Here is a 23,465-nt window from a genome sequence, read left to right as displayed (position 1 = left end):
TTAGTTAGGTAGTGTACTATATGTCCCGGGATGGTAAAAGGCAAGCTGGCCCGCGGGCTTTTTGCGTCACCGGTCGATCGGACCAGCCAGAACTTTCGCGAGCGCCTGCCAACGGTCATCGCTGCAACCGCAGTAGAGGTTTTTCACGGCGGCAGACCGTCCATTTAAACTAGTACACAGATATACGATATGCTATAGGTCAAAAAATGACGGCGGAGAAGAAACCCATGGACGCGTTGGGAAAGCTGCAGCAATTCCGGGCCGAACGCAGCGAAAAGAATGTCCTGCATCTTGTTTTCGACATGCCCGGCCGTCCGATGAATGTGTTCTCCAACGCCGCGATCGCCGAACTTGGCGTCTTTAGTCGGTGGCTCCGCGAAAGCGACGTCAAGGGTGTCGTCATCCGTTCGGGAAAGCCGTCGGCATTCTGTGCGGGTGCCGATCTTGCCGAGCTGGGATTGGCCTATGACATGATCATGGCTGCGCCTGCCGAGACACGCGACCGCGTGGCATTCGACCATTTCTTTCGTCTCAGTCAGGCACTGCGTGGAATCGAAACGGCGGGCAAGCCGGTCGCGGCCGCGATCGCGGGCCTGGCGCTCGGCGGCGGCGGCGAACTGGCATTGGCGGCTCATCATCGGGTCATGGTTGACGATCCCAAAGTGGCGTTTGGCTTACCGGAGTCGCTGGTCGGGCTGTTGCCGGGAGGCGGGGGAACCCAACGGCTGCCGCGCCTGACCGGAATCGAAAAGGCGCTGCCGATCCTGCTGGAAGGTGCGCGGTTGTCCGGGCAGGCGGCGATCGCCGCAGGCGTGGTCGATCAACTGGTTCCTGCCGGCGAAGAGGTGGCGGCGGCGGAACGTTGGGTGCTGTCGCATCCGTCGGCGTCGCAACCCTGGGACCGTCCGGGATGGCGGCCGGCGGATGTCGACGATGTGGCCGCGATCGTCGCGCGGAAACGCGAAAGCGTTCTGGCCGAAACCCTCGGACACTATCCGGCCCCGCTAGCCATTCTCGATTGCGTCGGCGAGGGGCTGCCGCAGCCGTTTGATGCGGCGATCCGCACCGAGATGCAGATATTCTCAAAGCTCATCCAGCGGCGCGAGCCGCGCAACATGATCAGGACGCTGTTTCTTGGCCGGCTCGATCATGATCGTCTTCGCAAGGCGGGAGGCATTCCCGCGCCCGTCGAACAGGCGGTGGCGGTGGTATCCGAGGCGCTGCAGGCGGGTGGAACAACGGATGCGACGCTTGCAGATGCTTTCGCTCGCGCCGGCTTTCACGGGCCGAGCAGGGCACCGGCATTCGATGGCGTCATTGCTCAGTCCGCCTTCTGGCTGGAGGCGGAGCCTGTCACCAATGGCAAACGTGCGCTACGCGAGCGGCTGGTGCGGGCATACTCAGTGGCAGACAAATGGCGAGCCACGTTCTCCGAGGACCAGCGTCGCGCGGCGGATTATCTGCTGGTCACGAAGCATGGCTTTCCCGCCTACATGGCAGGTGCTTTCTCCTCCGCCGAGCCAGGCGCCTGAGCGGTGCCGGCTTCGAAAAAATCCGCGATAGCGGCGCAACCAATCGAGAGAACAGTAGTGTCAAAACCCCTGACCGGCGTCCGTGTCCTCGACCTGTCGAAAGTTTTGGCGGGTCCCCTGTGCGCCCAATATCTCGGTGACCTCGGCGCCGACATCATCAAGGTAGAGGCCGTCGGCCAGGGTGACGAAACGCGCGGCTGGCCGCCGTTTCCGGCGCCGGGCCTTGGCACGGTTTTTCTCAGTGCCAACCGCAACAAGCGCAGCATCGCCGTCGACATGAAATCGGAAAAGGGGCGCGAGATCGTTCACGCGCTGGCAAAATCCGCCGACATCGCGATCGAAAGTTTCGGAACCGGCGTCGCCGAGCGCCTCGGCATCGATGCACCGACACTGCGTACCCTGAATGACCGCCTGATCCATTGCAGCATTTCCGGCTTTGGCCGCTCGGGGCCGCTGAAGAATTCACCGGGCTATGACGTGATCCTACAGGCGTTTTGCGGGGTTATGTCGATGACCGGCGACGAGGATGGCGGCTATATCCGCAGTCCGATCTCGCCAATCGACCAGATGACCGGGGTGCATGCCTTCAGCGGCATTCTGGCGTTGCTGTATGCGCGGGAAAAGACCGGGAAGGGCGGTGAGATCCAGGTCTCGCTGTTCGAAACCGCGCTCGGCCTGTTGGGCTATAATCTTCAGACCTTCTGGGAGCGCGGCGTGCAGCCGCCGAAATGCGGCTCAAGCCATGAATCGCTTTGCCCCTATCAGGCCTTCGAGGCGGCCGACGGTCCGATCATGATCGGGGTCGCCAACGACAATCTCTGGCGCAAGTTCTGTGCGGTCACCGGGTTGAGCGCGATTGTCGACGACCCGAAATTCAAAACCAATGCGGATCGCGTTGCGCACCGCAAGGAAACCCTCGGCCATGTTCAGGCCGCGCTGACGCAAAATTCCGTCGCGCACTGGAACGAGGTGCTGACGGGTGTCGGCGTGCCCTGCGCACCCATCAATTCGATCGCGCAATTGCTCGATCAGCCGCATACCGAGGCGAGCGGCATCATCGTCGACTACGCGCACCCGACCGCGGGCCAGTTGAAGGGCGTCGGTCACCCCGTTCTGATCAACGGCGCGGAACGTCGTGCAGGCAGGCCGCCGCCGGTGCTGGGGCAGCACACCGACGATGTCCTCGGTGAAATAGGTATGTCACTGGAAGCCATCAGCGAGTTACGGCGGGAACGTGTGGTCGGTTGAGATTTGCGCAGCTTAACGAGGAGTTGGATAAATGGGGCAATCCACAGATACGGCCCTGGCCGCGCTGAAAATCGGCGGACGCGTCGCTTACGAGCGTCTCGCGCGGCCAAAGGCGCGGCAGTTCGATGACGTGCCCTGTACGCCTTACGCCGTCACGCCCGAATGGCTGACGGCGGTCCTCTGCGGCAAGGTTCCGGGGGCCGTCGTTACGCGCGTCGAGGTCAAACCGGCAAGCGCGGGCACGCATGAGCGTCATCAACTGAAGGTGTCCTACAATGAGGAAGGACGTCGCGCCGGACTGCCGGTCTCGATCTTCACCAAGTCGCTGCCAAGCATCGTTACCCGCATGATCGGGGGCTTCAACGGCACGGCACGGGTAGAGGGGAGCTTTTTTACGCAGATTCGTCCCCAGCTCGAGATCGAAGCGCCGCTGTGCTATCATTCCGCTTACGATCGGCGAACGTTTGCGGCGATCCATCTGCTGGAAGATCTGGTCGCAACCAAGTCCGCTACGTTCTGCAATCACAAGACGTATGTCACGCGCGCCATGGCCGACGACATGATCGATCTGCTGGCGGCGCTGCACGGCCGGTTCTACGGCGATCCGACGCTGGCCGAACGCTACCGCTGGCTCGCCAGTTATCCCCGATGGTTCACCATTGGCGCGGCGAAAATGGGTACGGAGTACTACACAGGGAAAGCGTTTGACGCTGCTGCCCACGTCATTCCTGAAGAAGTCATGGCGCGCCGCGACGATGTCTGGCCGGCAACGATGCGCGCACTTGCGCTGCATGATAGCGAGCCGCAGGGCCTCATTCACTCCGACGTTCATATCGGCAACTGGTACCGGACGGGTGCGGGTCAGATGGGGCTATGCGATTGGCAATGTCTTTCGCGCGGGCACTGGTCGCGCGATTTCGCCTACGCCGTGACGGCATCACTGACGCCGGATAATCGCCGGAGCTGGGAGCGCGAGCTGTTGGCCCGCTATGTCGAGCGGTTCGCGGAGAAGACCGGCGTCAAGCCGGACTTCGACCTCAGCTTCCTGCGCTACCGGCAGCAGATCGTGCATGCGCTGGCGATGTGGACGATCACGCTATGCCACTCGCCGCTGTTGCCGAACATGCAACCGGAGGACACGACGCTCACCATGATCGAGCGCATGACGACGGCGATGGCCGATCTGGATGCGCTCGACAGTTTCCAGGATTGACAAACCGGTTAGAGGGATTGCGGCGCCGGATTTTGAGGTTGCGGTCTGTTTTCAAAATTAGTACACTAGCGAACAAAATAGGCCGCCAAGAGCCGCATCTGACGTCATGGAGGTAACGCATGAGCGAACATAGATTCGATCCCGTCGCCCACGCGCGATCGATGCGCGCCAGCGGATTCTGGATCGACAAGAGCTTTGACGAATTTCTTCAGCAAGCGGTTGCTGCCACGCCGGAGAAGCTCGCGCTGCTGGCCGACCGCGCCGATCGTGCCGAACCGAAGCGCTTGACCTACGCCGAACTCGGCGATCTGGTTTCGCGCGCGGCCGCGGCTTTGAAACAACTCGGCATTGGCCCTCGCGACGTCGTCTCCGTACAGCTTCCCAACTGGTGGGAATTCGCGGCGATCGCGTTCGCCGCGTTCAGGGTCGGGGCCGTCATCAATCCCCTGATGCCGATCTTCCGCGAGCACGAGCTGAGCTACATGCTCGACTTCGCCGAAACGAAACTGCTGATCGTGCCGAAACTATTCCGAGGCTTCGATTACGAGGCGATGGCGCAGTCGCTGCGACCCAGGCTGCCGAAACTTCAGCACGTCATCGCCGTGGACGGCGAGGGGTCGAACAGCTTCGATCGGGCGCTGCTCTCCGGGAGTGAACGCCTCGGTCCGCCTCCGGTCGGCGAGATTGGCGCGCTTCCCGCCGATCAGATGGCGGTGCTGATGTTCACCTCGGGCACGACAGGTTCGCCCAAGGGGGTCATGCACTGCCTCAATACGCTGCTGGCCTGCAACATTGCGCTCGCCGGCCGTTTCGGTCTCGATGCGAACGATACGATGCTGGTCTGCTCGCCGCTCGGCCATATGACCGGCTTCGCGGCCGGCATGATGCTCGGCTTCAAGATGGGCGCGTCGATCATCTTCCAGGACGTCTGGGAGCCGAAGCGCGGCATCGCGATCATGGCCAATGAAGGCGTTACCTATTCGGCCGGCGCCGCGACGTTTCTCGCCGATATGTGCGAGGCGGTCGCGTCCGGGGCAGCGAAGCCATCGCAGCTGCGCAAGTTCCTCTGTGCCGGGGCGCCAATTCCGCCGGCGCTGATCGATCGCGTCTTCCGCGAGCTCGATCTGAAGGTCTGTTCGCTGTGGGGGATGACCGAAGCGCTGTCGGGCACGTTGACCGAGCCCGAGAGGGCGCTGGAGAAGTCGTCGAAGACGGATGGCCGTCCGCTCGAGGGCGTTGCCGTAAAGGTCCTTCGCATGGACGGTTCTCCGGCGCCGGTCGGAGAGAAGGGGTTGCTCAAGGTGCGCGGCGCGCAAATGTGCCTCGGCTATTACAAGCGTGAGGACATGGAGCCGTTTGATGCCGAGGGATGGTTCGATACCGGCGATATCGCCTATATGGACGACGAGGGCTACATCCGTATCGACGGCCGCATCAAGGATATCATCATTCGCGGCGGCGAAAACGTGCCGGTATTCGATATCGAGAACCTGCTGTTCAAGCATCCCGCCGTGCTTGCGACCGCGATCGTCGGGTATCCGGATCAGCGACTGGGAGAACGCGCTTGCGCTTTCGTGGTGCTGCGTCCCGGCCAGACGCTCGATCTGGCCGATGTGCAGGCGCTGATGGCGGAGCACAAGGTCGCGAAACAGTACTGGCCGGAGCGCGTCGAGATCGTCTCCGATCTGCCGAAGACCCCGGCTGGCAAGGTGCAGAAGTACCAGCTTCGCGAAATAGCGAAGGCTTTTGCAAAAGCGCCCCGCAAGGCCAGCGCATGAGTTCACGACGCGGGGATCGCGCCCGCGTCACGAATTGTGCGACGCCTGAACGGCTGGTCAGAACGTGCCGGGATAGGCGCCGCCGTCGATCAGGATGTTTTGCCCGGTGATGTAACCGGCGTGAGCCGAGCACAGGAATGCGCAGGCCGGGCCGAATTCATCCGGGTCGCGGACCAGCGCGTCTGATGCGAGTCTGCGACAAAGAAACCGGCTAACTTGCTTGTAAGCTAAAATATAGTATGCTAGTGTACCGTTAAATTGAGACCTGCACAAGTGGGCTGAACGGGGGAGAGAAACATGATCCGGAAATTTGGATTGATAGCCGCGGTCGCCGTGATGGCCGTTGCAACGATCGGCGATGTTTCGGCCGCCGAGAAGAAATACGGGCCCGGCGTCAGCGACACCGAGATCAAGATCGGCCAGACCGTCCCCTATAGCGGGCCGGCATCGGCGTTCTCGAGCTATGGCCGCGTGATGACCGGCTACTTCAAGATGATCAACGAGGCCGGCGGCATCAACGGCCGCAAGATCAACCTGATCTCGCTCGATAACGCCTTCAGTCCACCGAAGGCAATCGAACAGACCCGAAAGCTGGTCGAGGATGATGGGGTGCTGGCAGATGTCGGTACTGTCGGCACGACGCCCAATGTCGCGATCCAGAAATATCTGAACGGTGCCAAGGTGCCGCACGTCTTCGTCTCTGCCGGTGGCCGGCGTTTCGCCGATCCGCAGAATTTCCCCTGGACCGTACCGATGTATCCGGGCTTCGAGATGGAAGGGAAAACGTTTGGGCAATATATCCTGAAACACAAGCCGGCCGCCAGGATCGCCGTGCTTTACCAGAACGACGACTACGGCAAGGATTTTCTGGTCGGACTGAAGGCCGCGCTCGGCGACAAGATCAAGATCGTGGCCGAGGTGGCCTACGAAATCACCGAGCCGACGATAGATTCCCAGATCGTCCGCCTGAAGGATTCCGGCGCCGACACGCTGCTGTATTTCTCGACGCCAAAGTTCACCGCGCAGGGCCTGCGCAAGGTGAAGGAGACGGGCTGGACGCCGCTGCAATTCCTTGCCAGCCCGACCAACTCGGTCAAGACGGTGCTGGAGCCGGCCGGATTTGAAAACGCGCAAGGCATCATGACGACGCAATTCACCAAGCAGGCCGGTGATCCGGCCTGGGCGGATGATCCCGAGGTGAAGGAATACGTCGAGTTCATGAAGAAGTGGGTGCCGAACGACAATCCCGGCGATTTCGTCGCCCTGTCCGGCTACATCAACGTGCAGGGCATCGTGCAGGCGATTACCAAGTGCGGCGACGACCTGACACGGGAAAATCTCCTAAAGCAGGCGACCAGCATGAAGGGCACGCGTCTCAAGATGATGCTGCCGGGAATCCAACTCAACACCACACCGCAGGACTACGCACCCTATGAATCGCTGCGCATGGCGAAGTTCGAAGGCGTTTCCTGGAAATTGATTGACGAGGCTGGAGCGTCGGCATCCCGCTAGGCCAACAACTAGCCCGATTGCGGTAGGATAACTGGGACGACGTAGATTGCAAAAGCAGCCATCCTCTTTTCTCGGCGGCTTTGGTGGATTGTGACGCGGCGCACGAGTCCACGGGATCGGTCACCAAGGGCCGCGATCTCGGATCAGAGCCGAACCTAGGGGATAGCAATTCGAATCTCTCGATTCGAATGTGTGACCCCCACCTTCGGAGAGCGGTGGCTAGAAGGTGTCTTTGCCGAATAAGAATCCAGGCCTGGCCGGATGGCGGCGCCGTGAGCAGTTGCCTTGCCCACAGCTATGAATTGTCCCGGCGGCTTTGCGCGATTGCCCGATACACCGTGTTTCTGGAGATGCCGAGGCGGCGTGCGGTTTCGCTGATGTTTCCCGCGGTCTCGGCGTGGACGGCGAGGACGCTGGCGCGCTGGATTTCGTGGAGCGAGCCGGAGGTCTTTGGCGGGGGCTGGCCGATCATGGCTTCCACCGCGGCTTCGTCGATCAGGCCGTCGGTGGCGGCGAGCGTGAAGCGTGCCAGCATGTTGCGCAGTTCGCGGATGTTGCCGGGCGCTCGACGAATTTCTCCCACGCAACCCGCACTTCTCGTTGGTTCATCCCGGCTCCTCTGAGGTGGCGAAGTTCGTGGCCGTCCCTCAAGAGGCCGCGCTATCGGTCACCCTGATGTGGGCTGCTCGCCAGAACCATCATCTCCATGACGCAAGGCACAACCCTCAACCAATGCCCTCAAGCCGGAAGCGCGTTCCCGGATGGAGTTAGGTATTGGCAGGTGCTCATCGTCATGATGACCACGGCGTCATCCGACATACCAGTCCATCCCGCGTTCACTTCCCGGACATCGCAAGCGCTACTTTTTGATGCTGCTTTTCGACATAGCTTATATGTCCTGAGAAAGCGGCGCAAAGGAGGAGTGAAGATACTCGGAAGGTTTGGAGAGACCCCTGACGGCGCGGAAAGCAAACGGGTGCGGTGCAGCAAAAGGGGCCAGGCAGGTAAGCCGTCATTCCGAGAACCGAAGTTCGCCTTGAACTCTCTCTGCGCCGGATACAGGAAATTGTTCAACCACATCGGCGGCCCCATGCGTGGCATGGCGAGGCGGCTCAAGAGCGACCGGTTCGCAGATGAAATCGTGATGATCGAGGCCGGCGTGCCAACCTGGCATACCAGTCGTCGTCCGTTGTTGATCAATCGCCGTCATGAATTTGAAACAGGGAGGAGAAAATGCAGGAACCGGAGGGACGTGAAATCGGCCGCATCTATTTTCCTTCATCTCCCGGCGAATTCATAACGGCATTCGCTCACTTCCACCGGGCCGAGATTGCGCGCATGGCCGGATGGCGAGATCGCATCGACCGGACCACCAATTGGGCGATTACGCTCGTCGCCGCGATGCTCTCGGTCTCGCTTTCGACGTCGAACGCCCACCACAGCGTGCTGATGTTTGCGATGGTGCTGGCGTTCTTCTTGCTGATGATCGAGTCGCGGCGTTATCGCTTCTTCGACGTCTATCGGTCTCGCGTGCGCCGGCTTGAGCGCAACTACTACGCCAAACTGTTCGATCCAAGCGTGAAAGCGGAGGAGGATTGGCAGCGCATCATGGCTGCCGATCTGGTGGCGCCGACATTCGTGATGTCGATGGCGGAGGCCGTGTCGCGAAGGTTGCGACGCAACTATATCTGGATATTCCTGATCCTGCTGGGCGCATGGGCGCTCAAAGTGACGTTTCCCTCCTTTGGCGGCGAGAGTCCGGCTGCTCTCACCTTTCACGATTGGATCAGGAATGCCGGAGTGGGGCACGTTTCCGGTTGGGTCATATCCGCAATCATTGTTGTCTTTTACGGCTGGATCGGCGTTGCCACATTGAGAACTTACGGCCGTCGGGGCGAGCTCGCGCATGGCGATGCTCATGTGTGAATGTCGCGTCAGGATTTTCGATGCTTTGCGTTCACCGCGATCGCAGCCGCCGCGGTGCGGTTCTCGACGCCGAGTTTCGAGTAGATTTGCTCGAGGTGCTTGTCGACCGTGCGCGGGGAGAGGCCCAGAATTTGCGCGATGTCGCGGTTGGTCTTGCCCTTCGACAGCCACGACAGCACTTCGCCCTCGCGCGTCGTCAGGCCAAGCTCGCTGGAGAATTCCGCCGGTGCGTCGGCGCCGGAATCTTTTGCAAGCCGCAGCAGGAATTCGTTGCTGCCCAGCCTGCCCATATATTGCAGCCGGAGCTGCTCGTTGCCGGGAAGCACGGTCATGATTGCGGCTTTCGACCCGGCCTTGCCCTTGCGGGCCTGGTCCAGCCATTGCGGGATCGGATCGGGAAGCACGACATCGTCGTCGCTATCCGGGCCAAGCGTATCCGACAGCAGTTTCTGCGCCTGAGGCGTCGCCCACATGATCTTGCCCACGCCGTTGACGGCAAGCAGATAGCGGCCGGAAACGTCGAGGGCGGCGCGTGCGCTCTGGGTCAGCCGCGCATTGGCGAGGTGGACGCGGATACGCGCCAGCATCTCCTCGACCGCAATCGGCTTTGTCACATAGTCGACGCCGCCGGCTTCCAACCCGCGAACGATGTGCTCGGTTTCGGCAAGCCCGGTCATGAAGATGATGGGGACGTGTTCGAGGCCGGCGTCGCGCTTCAGCCGCTTGCAGGTTTCAAAACCGTCCAACCCGGGCATGACCGCGTCGAGCAGAACGATGTCGGGCGTGATCTGGTCGACGATCCGCATCGCCGCCGCGCCGTCGAGCGCGACCATGACCGTCATGCCGGCGCCGTCGAGCGCGTCGGTGAGCAGCCGCAGGGTCTCCGGCGAATCATCGACGATGAGGGCGACGTCGCGCTTTTTGGTTTCAGTGATCATAGCTGTGCAGTGTTTTCAGGGCCGCCATGTACTGATCGAGATCGAAGCGATCGATCAGGGCACGCATTTGCGACACGAAGTCGGCATGCTCAGGGTAATCGTGGCCGATCTCGTCTAGCTTGATCTGGATCGCTCTGATATAGCCGAGCTGCCCGAGGCCGATCAGTTCCTCGACATATTTCACCGGCGGCCGCGATCCCGTCTCCGGTTTCCAGCGCGGCTGGGGTATCTGCTCGGCCTCATACTGCCATTCGATCTTGAGCAATTGCCGGATCGTCTCCACCAGCTTGGGGATATCTATCGGCTTCATCAGATAGCCGTCGTGAAACGGTTGCGCCAGCGGCGCGCCATGCGCTTCAAGCGCGCTCGCCGACACCATCAGGATGCGGGCCTGATGATGTCCGCTGGCGCGCAAGGTTTCCGCCACCGTCCAGCCGTCCATGCCTGCCATCGAGATGTCCAGCAGAAACAAATCAGGCCGGCAGTGCTGCGCCAGCGCGAGGCAGCCGGGGCCGTCCGGCGCGCTCAAGAGAATGAAACCCAGCGGCGCCAGCACCTCGCGCAAGAGGTCGCGATGAGTCGGATCGTCATCGGTGATCAGGATCGTCTTGCGCGGGCCGTGATAGCCAAAGATCGGCGCCTCGATCGGCGCAATCCGCGTCGGATTGGTGACTTCCGACAGCAGGATCTTGACGCGGAAAATGCTGCCTTTGCCGACCTCGCTCGTCACCCTGATATCGCCGCCCATTACGCCGGCGAGCAACCGGCTGATGGTCAGTCCAAGACCGGTGCCGGTCTGCGGCTGCGACACGCCGAGCGCGCCGCGCTCGAACGGTGCAAAGATGCGTTCGAGATCGCTTGCCTGAATGCCGGGTCCGGTATCGATCACCTCGAACTCGGCGACAGGGCTGCGATAATGCACGACGAACTGCACGCCGCCGGTTTGCGTGAATTTTAACGCGTTCGACAGCAGGTTGATCAGAACCTGGCGCAGGCGTTTTTCGTCGGCATAGACGACGAGAGGCAGTACCGAAGGCCGCTTGAAAACGAAGTCGATACCCTTGGCGGCGGCCTGAACGCGAAACATCCCGACGAGCTGGTCGAGGAATTCGCTCAACCGCACCTCGTCGCGCGATAGATAAAGCCGGCCTGCCTCGATCTTGGAAATATCCAAAATGCCGTCGATCAGCCCGGACAGATGGTCGGCGCTGCGGCGGACCACGCGCACCTGGTCGCGCGGCTTGGTGGCAAGGCCGGAATCCTGTTCCAGCAGTTGCGCATAGCCCGAGATGGCGTTCAGCGGCGAGCGCAGTTCGTGGCTCAACCCCACCACGTAACGGCTCTTGGCGAGGTTGGCGGACTCAGCCACTTCCTTGGCGCGCTGCAGCTCCGCATCGGTGCGCTTGTGCGCGTCGATTTCCTGGATCAGCAGCGTGGTCTGCCGCCGCGTTTCCGCTTCCGCCGCGCGGCGGCTTTGTTGCGCCAGCACGAACAGCCACGCCACCACGCCGATGATGATGGTGAGCGCAAAGAACACCTTCCACAGCACGTCGGACAGAAGCAGATTGTCGACGGCAATCGTCGCCGATGTCTGCAAATAGATCAGCCCGAGTGTCAGCCCGACGAGGCCGGCGGATACCGCGAACACCCCGACATAATGCCCGAACTGCGAATTGATCCGGGCGTAGATCGGCTCCGGCAGCATCTTGCCCAGCGTCTCCGACACCTGCGCGCCGATCCGCGCATGCGGCTTGCAGAGATCGTGGCAGCGCGCATCGAGCGAGCAGCATAGCGAGCATATCGGGCCGGCATAGGCGGGGCAGGAGGCCATGTCCTCCGGCTCGAACGAATGCTCGCAGATACAGCACTGGATCGCCTCAAGGTTCTGCCAGCTTCGCTTCGGCTTGCGCGCGATGTAATATTTGCCGTCGGTGGCCCATGCGATCAGGGGCGCGGTGATGAAGGCGACCGCGAGCGCGACGAAAGCGGACAGCGCCTTCGCCGTTGGTCCGAACAGGCCGTAGAACGCGCTGATCGAGACGATCGTCGCGATCGTCATAGCGCCGACGCCGACCGGGTTGATGTCGTAGAGATGCGCGCGCTTGAACTCGATGTGCTGCGGGCGCAGGCCGAGCGGCTTGTTGATGACGAGATCGGCGACCAACGCGCCGACCCAGGCAATCGCGACGTTGGAGTAGAGCGCCAGCGTCTGCTCCAGCGCCTTGTAGACGCCGATTTCCATCAAGAGCAGCGCGACCATGACGTTGAACACCAGCCAGACCACGCGGCCGGGATGGCTGTGCGTCAGCCGCGAGAAGAAGTTCGACCAGGCGATCGAGCCGGCATAGGCATTGGTGACGTTGATCTTGACCTGCGAGAGAATGACGAAGGTGCCGGTCAGCGCCAGCGCCAGATCGGGCTGCGACAGCACGTAGCGAAACGCTTCGAGATACATGTGCGCCGGATCGGCTGCCTGTTCGTTGGCGACGCCGTGGCTGAGCGCGAAGTAGGCGAGGAAGGAGCCGACGAGCAGTTTGAGCGCGCCGAAAATGATCCAGCCGGGGCCTGCACCCAGCAGCGCGATCCACCACGAGGTTCGCGAAGTGCGGCGGTCGCGCGGCAGGAACCGCAGGAAGTCGACCTGTTCGCCGATCTGCGCCACCAGCGAAAACACCACCGACGCTGCGGTGCCGAACAGCAGCAGATCGAGATGGCCACTCGCATCGCCATGTTCGCCGGCGAATTTCCGCCATTCCGTGAACGAATGCGGATTGGCCCAGGCGATCGCCACGAAGGGAAGGATGTGGAGGACGACCCAGAGCGGCTGCGTCCACAGTTGGAAGCGGCTGATCAAGGTGATGCCGTAGGTCACCAGGGGAATGATGACGACGGCGCTGATGAGATAGCCGATCGGGCGCGGGATGCCGAAGCACATCTCCAGCGCGGCCGCCATGATGACCGCTTCGAGCGCGAAGAAGATGAAGGTGAAGGAGGCGTAGATCAGCGAGGTGATGGTCGAGCCGATATAGCCGAAGCCGGCGCCGCGGGTCAGCAGGTCGATATCGATGCCGCATTTTGCGGCATGGTAGGCAATCGGCAGGCCGCAAAAGAAGATGATGACGCTGACGACCAGGATGGCGGCGGTGGCGTTGGCTGCGCCGTAATTCAGCGTAATCGTGCCGCCGATCGCTTCCAGCGCCAGAAAGGAGATGGCGCCAAGGGCGGTATTGGCGACGCGGGCGGCCGACCATCGCCGGGCGCTCTTGGCGGTGAAGCGCAGCGCATAGTCTTCCAGGGTCTGGTTCGCAACCCATTGATTGTATTGGCGTCTGACGCGGTCAATCCGCTGCCGCCCTGCCACTGTGATGCTCCTGCCCAGTTCAACCGACCCCTGCGTAGCCAGCAAACTCCGTACCAAAATCTACGTCGCTATTTTGCGGTGCAATATACGCAATCCCACGTATCTGTGCAGTGCACAAATCCGGGCCATCCTCGCCTGACCAATAAGCGTTCTCGAACAAAAATGGGGTGCTCATGTCAGACGAACCAAACAAGGGCCTGCAGTCGCCGCTTCGCCGCAAACTGCTGATGGGCGCGGCGGCGCTGCCGCTCATTTCGATGCTTCCGCGGCCCTCATTCGGCGCCGGTCCCGCCACCGCCACGGTCAACGCGACGGGGTTGGCGGTCACGGATACGGAGGTCACCGTCGGCATCCTGCACTCGGCCACCGGCACGATGGCGATCTCGGAAACCGGTTCGATCCAGGCCGAAAAGCTCGCCATCGAACAGATCAACGCCGCCGGCGGCGTGCTCGGACGCAAGATCAAGTTCATCCAGGAAGACGGCGCCAGCGACTGGCCGACCTTCGCGGAAAAAGCCAAGAAGCTTCTCGTCAACGACAAGGTCGCGGCGATCATGGGCTGCTGGACCTCGGCATCGCGCAAGGCGGTGCTGCCGGTCATGGAGCAGTACAACGGCATGCTCTATTATCCGACCTTCTATGAAGGCCTCGAGCAGTCCAAGAACGTCATCTACACCGGCCAGGAAGCCACCCAGCAGATTCTCGCCGGGTTGAACTGGATCGCCAAGGAGAAGGGCGCCAAATCGTTCTTCTTCATCGGTTCGGACTACATCTGGCCGCGCACCTCGAACAAGATCGCGCGCAAGCACGTCGAGAACGTGCTGAAGGGCAAGGTCGTCGGCGAGGAATATTACGCGCTCGGCAGCACCCAGTTCAATTCGGTGATCAACAAGATCAAGCTGACCAAGCCCGACGTGATCTTCACCGACGTGGTCGGCGGTTCGAACGTCGCCTTCTACAAGCAGCTCAAGGCGGCCGGCGTCGACCTGTCGAAGCAGGCCTTGCTGACGATCTCGGTGACCGAGGACGAAATCGACGGTATCGGCGGCGAAAACATCGCGGGCGCCTATGCCTGCATGAAGTACTTCCAGTCGCTCGACAACGCGAACAACAAGGAGTTCGTGGCCGCCTTCAAGAAGATGTGGGGCGAGAAGACCGTGATCGGCGACGTGACGCAGGCTGCCTATCTCGGCCCGTGGCTGTGGAAATTGACCTGCGAGAAGGCCGGCAGCTTCGACGTCGACAAGATCGCTGCTGCCTCGCCGGGCATCGAATTCAAGGGCGCGCCCGAAGGTTACGTGCGCATCCACGAAAACCATCACCTTTGGTCGAAGACGCGCGTCGGCAAGGCCAAGCTTGACGGCCAGTTCGAGCTGATCTTCGAGACCGCCGATCTCGTCGAGCCCGATCCGTTCCCGAAGGGCTACCAGTAAGCGCAGCGGTACACCCCGCGGCCTTCCCCGAGCAAGAGCTCCCTGGCGTGGACCGTCAATCCGCGCTTGACGACCCCGCGTCGCGACTCCCGTTGCGACGCGGGACCCTTCCCCTCGACGGAGAAACATCGATGTTCGGCGACTATTCGATTGGCGATCTGGGCTCCATCTTCGTCATGCAGGGCTTTGCAGGACTGATCCTGTTTTCCGTCTACGTGCTGATGGCGCTCGGTCTTGCGATCATCTTCGGCCAGATGGGCGTCATCAACATGGCGCATGGCGAGTTCATGATCCTCGGTGCCTACGTCACCTGGCTGACGTCGAACACGTTCCAGCACTATTTGCCTTCACTGTTCGCCGGATATTTCTTCCTCGCGATGTTGCTGGCGTTTCTGGCGTCGGGCGCGCTCGGGATGCTGGTCGAATGGGCGTTGATCCGTCATCTCTACAAGCGTCCGCTCGATACGCTGCTCGCCACCTGGGGCCTGAGCCTGATCCTCCAGCAGACCTATCGTTCGGTGTTCGGCCCACGCGAGGTCGGCGTCGAACTGCCGCAGTGGATGCTGGGGTCGCTCAAGGTCACCGACAGCATCGAGGTCCCGATCAACGGTGTGTTCGTGATGGGCCTGACCGTGCTGATCACCATCGTTGTCGCCTACGTCCTGTACAAATCTCGCTGGGGCCGCCAGGTCCGCGCCGTGGTACAGAACCGCATCATGGCCGGCGCCGTCGGCATCAATACCGAGAAGGTTGACCGCTACACCTTTGGTTTAGGCTGCGGCATCGCCGGCATCGCCGGAAGCGCCTTCACCATGATCGGCTCGACCGGGCCGACGTCAGGCCAGCTCTACATCGTCGATACCTTCCTGGTGGTCGTGTTCGGCGGCGCTGCCAGCTTGCTCGGCACCATCGCCTCCGCCTTCTCGATCTCGCAGACCCAGTCGACGCTGGAGTTCTTCATGTCAGGATCGATGGCCAAGGTGCTCACGCTGCTCGCTGTCGTTGGCATCCTGATGCTGCGGCCGCAGGGTCTGTTCGCCCTCAAAGTCCGCAAATAACAGAAGCAGGCAAGTCATGATCAACTCACGCTTCTTCAATCGATCCGAACTCATCGGCTTCGTTGCGCTGGCTGCCGTCCTGTTCGTGATCCTGCCGCTGACGCTGGATGTCTTCCGCCTCAACCTGGTCGCGAAATATCTGACCTATGCGTTTGTCGCAATCGGGCTCGTGCTGTGCTGGGGCTATGGCGGCATTCTGAGCCTGGGGCAGGGGGTGTTCTTCGGTCTTGGTGGCTACTGCATGGCGATGTTCCTCAAGCTCGAAGCCTCGAGTGTTGAGAACACCAAGATCCAGTCGACGCCCGGCATTCCGGATTTCATGGACTGGAACCAGATCACCTCGCTGCCGCTGTTCTGGCAGCCGTTCCACAGTCTCACCTTTACCATCGCCGCGATCATCCTGGTGCCCGGCCTGTTCGCACTCATCATCGGTACGGCAATGTTCAAGCGCCGCGTCGGCGGCACCTATTTCGCGATTATCACCCAGGCCGTTGCCGCGATCCTGACCATCCTGATCGTGGGACAGCAGGGCTATACCGGCGGGATCAACGGCATGACCGACCTGCGTACCCTCAAGGGTTGGGACATCCGGCCCGACCACGCCAAGATCATCCTGTACTTCGTCGAGGTGGTATTGCTGTTCGCCTGCATCGGTCTGGCGCAGTTCATCCGCCTGACAAAGCTCGGCCGCATCCTGGTGGCGATGCGTGAACAGGAAGACCGCGTCCGCTTCTCGGGTTACAGCGTCGCCAACTTCAAGATCTTCGCCTTCTGCATGGCCGCGATTTTCGCCGCGATCGGCGGCGCCATGTTCGCGCTCAACGTCGGCTTCATGTCGCCCTCCTTTGTCGGCATTGTGCCGTCGATCGAAATGGTGATCTACACGGCGGTCGGCGGACGGATGTCGATCTTCGGCGCGGTGTGGGGCGCGATACTGGTAAACTTCGCCAAGACCAGCCTTTCCGAATCCTTCCCGCAGCTTTGGCTGTTCGGTCTTGGCGCCCTGTTCATCGCGGTCGTGCTCGCTTTCCCGAACGGCCTGTCCGGCGTCTGGCAGGACTATGTACAGCCGCGCATCGATCGGCTGCTGGCTTCGCGGAAATCGAAACCCAAGAACGGCTGGAGCGACGATTCCGTCGCCGACGGCGCGCCGGCGGAGTGAGGAGATCGTCATGCTCATCGGACATCTCGATTGCCGATGCCACACTGGCGGAATGAGGAGATAGATCATGCTCATCGGTCATCCCGATTGCCGATGCCACGCTGGCGGAATGAGGAGATAGGTCATGCTCATCGGTCATCAGCCCAAGGAATTCCTGCTCGCGGTCGAAGCCCTCACCGTTTCCTTCGACGGCTTCAAGGCGGTCAACGATCTCTCCTTCTATGTCGAGGAGAACGAGATCCGCGTCATCATCGGTCCCAATGGCGCCGGCAAGACCACCGTGCTCGATCTGATCTGCGGCAAGACAAAGGCCACCTCCGGGTCGATCCAGTTCCGCGGCAAGGAGCTGACGAAGCTGAAAGAGAATGAGATCGTGCAGACCGGAGTCGGCCGCAAGTTCCAGACGCCGTCGGTGTTCGAAGATCTGACCGTGTTCGAGAATTTGGAAATTTCCTACCCGCGCGGCCGTACCGTGTTCGGCTCGTTGATCTTTCAACGCGATGCCGCGGTGAAAGAGCGCGTCGAGGAGGTCGCCGAGATGATCTTTCTGAAAGACCGCCTCGAAACCTATGCGGACCAGTTGAGCCACGGCCAGAAGCAATGGCTCGAGATCGGCATGCTGCTGATCCAGGACCCGGACCTCCTGATGCTCGACGAACCAGTCGCCGGCATGAGTGTCTCCGAGCGCGCCAAGACCGCCGAGTTGCTCAACCGCATCATCAAGGACCGTTCGGTGCTGGTAATCGAACACGACATGAAATTCGTCGAGGACATCGCCCACAAGGTCACGGTGCTGCACCAGGGCCAGATCCTGTCGGAGGGGACGATGGAGAAGGTGAAGAACGATCCCAAGGTCATCGAAGTTTACCTCGGACACTGATTTCAAGGAGCGCATTGATGCTGGCAATTTCTGACCTACACGTCGCTTACGGCCAGAGCGAAGTGCTGCACGGCCTCAACGTGTCGGTGGCGCCCAACGAGATCGTGGCGATCATGGGTCGCAACGGCATGGGCAAGACCACGCTGATGAAATCGTTGATGGGCATTCTGCCCACCAAGAGCGGTTCGGTAAAGATGGACGGCGCCGAGCTCGGTGCGATGCAGAGCTTTGAGCGGGTTGCCAAGGGCCTGGCCTATGTGCCGCAGGGCCGCATGATCTTTTCTACCATGACGGTGAAGGAGAACATCGAGACCGGGCTCGTTGTGTCGGGCGAGACCGAAGTACCCGGCAGTATCTACGAGCTGTTTCCGGTGTTGCTGGAGATGAAAGACCGCCGTGGCGGCAATCTTTCCGGTGGGCAACAGCAGCAATTGGCGATCGCGCGGGCGCTCGCCACAAAGCCGAAGGTGCTGCTGCTGGATGAGCCGACCGAGGGTATCCAGCCGTCGATCATCAAGGACATGGCGCGCACGCTGAAACGTATTCGCGACGAGCGCGGCCTGTCGATCGTCGTTTCCGAACAGGTGTTGAGCTTCGCGCTCGATATCGCCGACCGTGTGCTGGTCATCGAGAACGGCGAGATCGTCCGCGACGACCCGCGCGACAGCGTCGATGCCGCGCAAGTCTCGAAATATCTGTCCGTCTGAAACCGTAACTTGTTCTGTCTAAAAGGGGAGCTATCGATGCCAGAGACACTGATCAAGGTCGATCTTTCGAAGTCGGCCTACGACAACGACATGATCCACAATCGGTGGCATCCCGACATTCCGATGGTTTCGTGGGTCAATCCGGGCGATGATTTCATCATCGAGACCTACGACTGGACCGGCGGTTTCATCAAGAACAACGATTCCGCCGATGATGTGCGCGACATCGATCTGTCGATCGTGCATTTCCTGTCCGGCCCGATCGGCGTCAAGGGCGCCGAGCCCGGCGATCTCCTGGTGGTGGACCTGCTCGACGTCGGCCCGCTCAAGGAAAGCCTGTGGGGTTTTAACGGCTTCTTCTCCAAACAAAATGGCGGCGGCTTCCTGACCGATCATTTTCCGCTGGCACAGAAATCGATCTGGGACATCAAGGGCCTCTACACCTCGTCGCGCCACGTGCCCGGCGTGAATTTTGCCGGCCTGATCCATCCCGGCCTGATTGGCTGTCTGCCCGATCCAAAACTGCTGGCGACCTGGAACGAACGCGAGACGGCGCTGATCGCGACCAACCCCACCCGTGTCCCGGGCCTTGCCAATCCGCCATTCGCCGCGACCGCGCACGCCGGCCGCGCCAAGGGGGACGCAAAGGCCAAGGTCGGCGCGGAGGGCGCACGCACCGTGCCGCCGCGCGAGCATGGCGGCAATTGCGATATCAAGGATCTGTCGCGCGGCTCAAAAATCTTCTTCCCGGTCTATGTGCCGGGCGGCGGCCTCTCGATGGGCGACCTGCATTTCAGCCAAGGCGACGGCGAGATCACCTTCTGCGGCGCGATCGAAATGGCCGGCTGGCTGCACCTGAAGGTCGATATCATCAAGGACGGGGTGGCCAAGTACGGCATCAAGAATCCCGTGTTCAAGCCGTCGCCGATCACGCCGAACTACAAGGACTATCTGATCTTCGAGGGCATCTCGGTCGACGAGGCCGGCAAGCAGCACTACCTCGACGTCCACATCGCCTATCGGCAGGCCTGCCTGAACGCGATCGAATATCTCAAGAAGTTCGGCTATTCGGGCGCGCAGGCCTATTCGATTCTCGGCACCGCGCCGTGCCAGGGCCACATCTCCGGCGTGGTCGACGTGCCGAACGCCTGCGCCACGCTGTGGCTGCCGACGGAGATTTTCGACTTCGACATCATGCCGTCCTCAGTGGGTCCGATCAAACACATCACGGGCGATATCCAGATGCCGATCTCGCCGGACAAGTGATCCCTGCGCGAGAAGGATGCGGGACGGCTTAAGCGTGTCGGCCGCCCCGCATCCGCTGTTTTGATCTTCCACCCATCGCGCGAGAAAACCAGATGCCCGTCTACGAATATCTCTGCAACGATTGCGGCCCGTTCACGGACATGCGGCCGATGGCCGAATGCGACGACCCGCAGGACTGTCCGCGCTGCGAGACTGAATCGCCGCGCGTGATCCTGACGGCGCCGGCGTTCTTCTGCATGCCGTCGGACAAGCGCAAAGCCATCGCCACCAACGAGCGCAGCGCCCACGCGCCGAAGACATCAGCCGAATACAAGGCCGCGCACGGCCCCGGCTGCGGCTGCTGTTCAACCGGAAAGAAGAAGCCGGCCCGGCTGATGACCACGACCAGAAGCGGCGCCAAGGGCTTTCCGACCGCTCGTCCATGGATGATCAGCCACTGAAGCGCGATCCTTCAAACCCGAACCAGAACAAGAGGCGATCCAATGCTCCACGGTGACATTTCCTCAAGCAACGACACGGTCGGCGTCGCAGTCGTCAATTACAAGATGCCGCGGCTGCACACCAAGGCCGAGGTGCTCGACAACGCCCGCAAGATCGCCGACATGATCGTCGGCATGAAGCTCGGCCTGCCGGGCATGGATCTCGTGATCTTCCCGGAATACTCTACCCACGGCATCATGTACGACTCCAAGGAGATGTACGAGACCGCCTCGCAGGTCCCCGGCGCCGAGACGGAAATCTTTGCTGAAGCCTGCCGCAAGGCAAAAGTCTGGGGCGTGTTCTCGCTCACCGGCGAGCGTCATGAGGAGCATCCGCACAAGGCGCCGTACAACACCCTGATCCTGATGAACGACAAGGGCGAGATCGTCCAGAAATACCGCAAGATCATGCCGTGGGTGCCGATCGAAGGCTGGTATCCCGGCAATTGCACCTATGTATCCGAAGGCCCGAAGGGTCTGAAGGTCAGCCTGATCATCTGCGACGACGGCAATTTCCCGGAGATCTGGCGCGACTGCGCCATGAAGGGCGCCGAGCTGATCGTGCGCTGCCAGGGCTACATGTATCCGGCCAAGGAACAGCAGATCCTGATTTCCAAGGCGATGGCGTGGGCCAACAATGTCTATGTCGCGGTCGCGAATGCCGCGGGCTTCGATGGCGTCTATTCCTATTTCGGTCACTCCGCGATCATCGGCTTCGACGGCCGCACGCTGGGCGAGACCGGCGAGGAGGAGTATGGCATCCAGTACGCAGGACTATCGAAGAGCCTGATCCGCGATGCACGCCGCAACGGCCAGTCGCAGAACCACCTCTTCAAGCTGCTGCATCGCGGCTACACCGGCATGATCAATTCCGGCGAAGGCGCGCAAGGCGTCGCGGCCTGCCCCTATGACTTCTACAAGAAATGGATCGACGATCCCGAAGGCACGCGCGAAATGGTCGAGGCGATGACCCGGTCTACGGTCGGCACCGACGAATGCCCGATCGACGGCATCCCGAACGAGATGACCGGGACGAACTACTGAGGCTTCCAGACTTCGTAGCGTGGGCAAATCCAGCGGGTCGCGCGTCCGCGCGCCCGACGACGGGATATCCGCGTGCCCACCATTCACAATGAAACCGTCGATAAAGGGTGGGCACGGCGCGAACTGGCCTTTGCCCGCCCTGCAGTTTGTTGACCTCCAGCGGTCCCCCGCCATGGATACGATGGGGACGCCGGAGGTCATGCTGATGCGGGGTTATCCCCACATGTGGTGGAAGTGGTGCGCCATGTCGGCGATCGCCGATTGATGGTGGTCCAGGGCCGTCGGAGCGAGATCGTGTGAACCAGCGTCGACGGCAGCAAGCGTCGCCGCCGGCGCGGCCGCAGCCGGAGCATCGGCAGCAGCAGCCGGTGCGGCAGCGGCCGGTGCGGCAGCCGCCGGCGCAGCGGCAACAACCGCGGGCGCCGCAACCGCCGTCGACAACACCTCCGCCAGTGTCAAACCATCGGCATTGAAAGTGCCGCCGGTCACGGGAATGTTGTTGCCGGCCACGTCTGCCGCATTGTCGTGGATGACCCCCGCAGCCGCCGCTACCAACGCAACGTTGCCAGTATTAAGACCTTTGATCATCGCATCGACTTCTGCCCCCAGGGTACTGCTCGGGGTCAATTCATTGTCGAAGCGTGCCCCGAAGATCCCACCCTGTGCCACGTCGAAATCGGTTGCGTTCTTTTCGAAGGTCTGAAGCTGGGTGATTAGGGAACTGATAGCAGCGGCATCGCCCGACCCTACGAGTTGTTGCGCCTGCTGGCCCAGAGTGTTGCCATCAGCAATGAAGTTTGCCCAGAAATTCGTCTGCGCATCGTTGTCTTGGTATCTTGGCGTGGGGTTCAGTGCGTCCCCGAAAGGCGTAAAGCCGGAAACGCCGCCCTGGTTTGCCATGTTCGCCAGATTGGTATCGCCCTGGATGATGTCGATCATGTCGAGGATATTGTCATTGCTGCCGCGTGCCGCGTCGGGGGATATTCCGGCCTGGGCGATATAAGTGTTCTCCAGTTGGAGCTGCCGCACCACTGTATCCGCATGGATGCCGGTCAACCCGCCGAACAGCGTCGGATTGGCAGCCATCAAGGCCTGCAGGTCCGTGACGATCGCGTTCGTATCGGCCGTGGCCTGAGCTGTATTGTCGGCGTTGATGCCACCAAGGGAAATACTGGCGAGATCGTTGAAGATGACGCCGATCTCAGCAAGATTGGCGTGAGGCGCGGTCGCGGCCGTGACTCCGTTGGCAAGGCCTGCGGGCGCTGCGAGAAATCCGGCCGCGCCGTCTTGCGTCGCCAAGGTGGCGAGATTGGGATCGTTTTTGACGATATTGAGGATGTCGAGATGGCTCGCACGCAACGCCGTTTCTGCCGCCGCGACGCTGCCGAAATCCCCGCCGCCATTCACCGAGGCTGTGGCCGCCGAGAGCGCGGTCGTAATGTCGGCCAGGATCGTGTTGACATGGGTCAGCGTGTCACCGGTGAACTGCCCCGCGGCTACCTCCGCCTGTAGGCCCGTCTGCACGTTGGTGAGATCGGCGGCGTATCGCACGATGCTGCCATGTCCCTGGCCACCTTCCTCGACCACGTTTTGCCACAGTCCGCCCGCCAGCGCACGACCAGCATCATTGAACGTCAAGCCAAGGTCCGAGAAGGCCGGCGCAGAAGATGTCGGAGGTGTCGGATCGGCGGGCGGTGTCGGATCGGTTGGAGGTGTCGGGTCCACCGGGGGATCAGGAGTAATAACCGGTGGCACCGGATCGTGGTGATGTTGGTGATGTTGGTGATGAGAATGGCTTGCCATGGCTGGCTCTTCTCCCTGTCAACGTGGCTGATGGTCGCAACCGATCGCCTTCTTTCGTGGCGTCATTCGGCCGATACCGCGGCCAATGAGTGCGGAAGCAAGGTGATAGGGGGACAAATGTATGA

The 23,465-nt window shown here is 61.4% G+C and carries 18 protein-coding genes and 1 pseudogene; 14 read left to right on the top strand and 5 right to left on the bottom strand.

The annotated features are described in order from the left end of the window. Positions 1-227 precede the first annotated feature (227 nt). From V1283_RS24520 to V1283_RS24505, 4 genes are all read left to right on the top strand, one after another. Positions 228-1,532, top strand: coding sequence for an enoyl-CoA hydratase-related protein (locus V1283_RS24520; protein WP_334389066.1), 1,305 nt, complete (start codon positions 228-230; stop codon positions 1,530-1,532). A 57-nt stretch (positions 1,533-1,589) separates the two neighbouring features. Beyond that, positions 1,590-2,780 carry a CaiB/BaiF CoA transferase family protein gene (locus tag V1283_RS24515; protein ID WP_334389065.1) on the top strand — a complete coding sequence of 397 codons (1,191 nt, stop codon included), beginning with the start codon at positions 1,590-1,592 and terminating at the stop codon, positions 2,778-2,780. 31 nt (positions 2,781-2,811) lie between these two features. Then, positions 2,812-3,993 (top strand): aminoglycoside phosphotransferase family protein, encoded by a 1,182-nt coding sequence (locus tag V1283_RS24510; RefSeq protein WP_334389064.1) that lies wholly within the window; start codon positions 2,812-2,814, stop codon positions 3,991-3,993. Positions 3,994-4,112: 119 nt separating this feature from the next. Next, positions 4,113-5,771, top strand: coding sequence for an AMP-binding protein (locus V1283_RS24505; RefSeq protein WP_334389063.1), 1,659 nt, complete (start codon positions 4,113-4,115; stop codon positions 5,769-5,771). Positions 5,772-5,828: 57 nt separating this feature from the next. On the opposite strand, the pseudogene V1283_RS24500 reads toward V1283_RS24505, so the two are convergent. Beyond that, positions 5,829-5,936 (bottom strand): annotated as a pseudogene (locus V1283_RS24500) (SDR family oxidoreductase); the annotation flags it as partial. A 132-nt stretch (positions 5,937-6,068) separates the two neighbouring features. Between V1283_RS24500 and V1283_RS24495 the strand changes: the two are divergent. Continuing rightward, positions 6,069-7,283 carry an ABC transporter substrate-binding protein gene (locus V1283_RS24495; RefSeq protein ID WP_334389062.1) on the top strand — a complete coding sequence of 405 codons (1,215 nt, stop codon included), beginning with the start codon at positions 6,069-6,071 and terminating at the stop codon, positions 7,281-7,283. 295 nt (positions 7,284-7,578) lie between these two features. Here V1283_RS24495 and V1283_RS24490 read toward each other — a convergent pair whose 3' ends face one another. Next, positions 7,579-7,866: a helix-turn-helix domain-containing protein gene (locus V1283_RS24490; RefSeq protein WP_334389061.1), complete on the bottom strand. Its 288-nt coding sequence runs from the start codon at positions 7,864-7,866 to the stop codon at positions 7,579-7,581. Positions 7,867-8,516: 650 nt separating this feature from the next. On the opposite strand from V1283_RS24490, the gene V1283_RS24485 reads away from it, so the two are divergent. After that, positions 8,517-9,209: a DUF2270 domain-containing protein gene (locus V1283_RS24485; protein WP_334389060.1), complete on the top strand. Its 693-nt coding sequence runs from the start codon at positions 8,517-8,519 to the stop codon at positions 9,207-9,209. Between the two features lie 8 nt (positions 9,210-9,217). Here the strand turns inward: V1283_RS24485 and V1283_RS24480 are convergent, their stop codons facing one another. Beyond that, a complete protein-coding gene (locus V1283_RS24480) occupies positions 9,218-10,147 on the bottom strand; it encodes a response regulator (protein ID WP_334389059.1) in 930 nt (309 codons plus the stop codon). Then, a complete protein-coding gene (locus tag V1283_RS24475) occupies positions 10,137-13,508 on the bottom strand; it encodes a hybrid sensor histidine kinase/response regulator (protein ID WP_334389058.1) in 3,372 nt (1,123 codons plus the stop codon). Before V1283_RS24475 ends, V1283_RS24480 begins: the two co-directional genes overlap by 11 nt. Before the next feature lie 173 nt (positions 13,509-13,681). Here V1283_RS24475 and urtA point away from each other — a divergent pair, with 173 nt between their 5' ends. The 8 genes from urtA to V1283_RS24435 all read left to right on the top strand — a co-directional run bounded on the left by urtA (position 13,682) and on the right by V1283_RS24435 (position 21,537). Then, positions 13,682-14,941, top strand: a complete 1,260-nt coding sequence (gene urtA, locus V1283_RS24470; protein WP_334389057.1) for an urea ABC transporter substrate-binding protein — start codon at positions 13,682-13,684, stop codon at positions 14,939-14,941. A gap of 131 nt (positions 14,942-15,072) precedes the next feature. Further along, positions 15,073-15,999 (top strand): urea ABC transporter permease subunit UrtB, encoded by a 927-nt coding sequence (urtB, locus tag V1283_RS24465; protein WP_334389056.1) that lies wholly within the window; start codon positions 15,073-15,075, stop codon positions 15,997-15,999. A 16-nt stretch (positions 16,000-16,015) separates the two neighbouring features. Then, positions 16,016-17,161 (top strand): urea ABC transporter permease subunit UrtC, encoded by a 1,146-nt coding sequence (urtC, locus tag V1283_RS24460; protein ID WP_334389055.1) that lies wholly within the window; start codon positions 16,016-16,018, stop codon positions 17,159-17,161. 124 nt (positions 17,162-17,285) lie between these two features. Further along, complete coding sequence (gene urtD / locus V1283_RS24455) at positions 17,286-18,041, top strand: urea ABC transporter ATP-binding protein UrtD (protein WP_334389053.1); 756 nt, start codon at positions 17,286-17,288, stop codon at positions 18,039-18,041. Between the two features lie 17 nt (positions 18,042-18,058). After that, positions 18,059-18,748 carry an urea ABC transporter ATP-binding subunit UrtE gene (gene urtE / locus V1283_RS24450; RefSeq protein ID WP_334389052.1) on the top strand — a complete coding sequence of 230 codons (690 nt, stop codon included), beginning with the start codon at positions 18,059-18,061 and terminating at the stop codon, positions 18,746-18,748. Between the two features lie 36 nt (positions 18,749-18,784). Beyond that, on the top strand, positions 18,785-20,014 hold the full coding sequence (fmdA, locus tag V1283_RS24445) for a formamidase (RefSeq protein WP_334389051.1): 1,230 nt from the start codon (positions 18,785-18,787) through the stop codon (positions 20,012-20,014). Between the two features lie 92 nt (positions 20,015-20,106). Next, on the top strand, positions 20,107-20,454 hold the full coding sequence (locus V1283_RS24440) for an FmdB family zinc ribbon protein (protein WP_334389050.1): 348 nt from the start codon (positions 20,107-20,109) through the stop codon (positions 20,452-20,454). Positions 20,455-20,496: 42 nt separating this feature from the next. Next, positions 20,497-21,537: an aliphatic amidase gene (locus V1283_RS24435; protein WP_334389049.1), complete on the top strand. Its 1,041-nt coding sequence runs from the start codon at positions 20,497-20,499 to the stop codon at positions 21,535-21,537. A 213-nt stretch (positions 21,538-21,750) separates the two neighbouring features. Here the strand turns inward: V1283_RS24435 and V1283_RS24430 are convergent, their stop codons facing one another. Further along, positions 21,751-23,340: a hypothetical protein gene (locus tag V1283_RS24430; RefSeq protein ID WP_334389047.1), complete on the bottom strand. Its 1,590-nt coding sequence runs from the start codon at positions 23,338-23,340 to the stop codon at positions 21,751-21,753. Positions 23,341-23,465 lie beyond the last annotated feature (125 nt).

Source organism: Bradyrhizobium sp. AZCC 2262, assembly GCF_036924535.1.
GTDB lineage: Bacteria > Pseudomonadota > Alphaproteobacteria > Rhizobiales > Xanthobacteraceae > Bradyrhizobium.
This window is presented reverse-complemented; position numbering and strand designations above follow the sequence as displayed.

Coding starts and splice junctions, on each gene's coding strand:
- urtE (WP_334389052.1), top strand. CDS start 18,059: ATGCTGGCAATTTCTGACCTACACGTCGCTTACGGCCAGAGCGAAGTG.
- urtA (WP_334389057.1), top strand. CDS start 13,682: ATGTCAGACGAACCAAACAAGGGCCTGCAGTCGCCGCTTCGCCGCAAA.
- V1283_RS24485 (WP_334389060.1), top strand. CDS start 8,517: ATGCAGGAACCGGAGGGACGTGAAATCGGCCGCATCTATTTTCCTTCA.
- V1283_RS24495 (WP_334389062.1), top strand. CDS start 6,069: ATGATCCGGAAATTTGGATTGATAGCCGCGGTCGCCGTGATGGCCGTT.
- urtB (WP_334389056.1), top strand. CDS start 15,073: ATGTTCGGCGACTATTCGATTGGCGATCTGGGCTCCATCTTCGTCATG.
- urtC (WP_334389055.1), top strand. CDS start 16,016: ATGATCAACTCACGCTTCTTCAATCGATCCGAACTCATCGGCTTCGTT.
- V1283_RS24510 (WP_334389064.1), top strand. CDS start 2,812: ATGGGGCAATCCACAGATACGGCCCTGGCCGCGCTGAAAATCGGCGGA.
- V1283_RS24430 (WP_334389047.1), bottom strand. CDS start 23,340: ATGGCAAGCCATTCTCATCACCAACATCACCAACATCACCACGATCCG.
- urtD (WP_334389053.1), top strand. CDS start 17,286: ATGCTCATCGGTCATCAGCCCAAGGAATTCCTGCTCGCGGTCGAAGCC.
- V1283_RS24480 (WP_334389059.1), bottom strand. CDS start 10,147: ATGATCACTGAAACCAAAAAGCGCGACGTCGCCCTCATCGTCGATGAT.
- V1283_RS24505 (WP_334389063.1), top strand. CDS start 4,113: ATGAGCGAACATAGATTCGATCCCGTCGCCCACGCGCGATCGATGCGC.
- V1283_RS24435 (WP_334389049.1), top strand. CDS start 20,497: ATGCTCCACGGTGACATTTCCTCAAGCAACGACACGGTCGGCGTCGCA.
- V1283_RS24520 (WP_334389066.1), top strand. CDS start 228: ATGGACGCGTTGGGAAAGCTGCAGCAATTCCGGGCCGAACGCAGCGAA.
- V1283_RS24440 (WP_334389050.1), top strand. CDS start 20,107: ATGCCCGTCTACGAATATCTCTGCAACGATTGCGGCCCGTTCACGGAC.
- fmdA (WP_334389051.1), top strand. CDS start 18,785: ATGCCAGAGACACTGATCAAGGTCGATCTTTCGAAGTCGGCCTACGAC.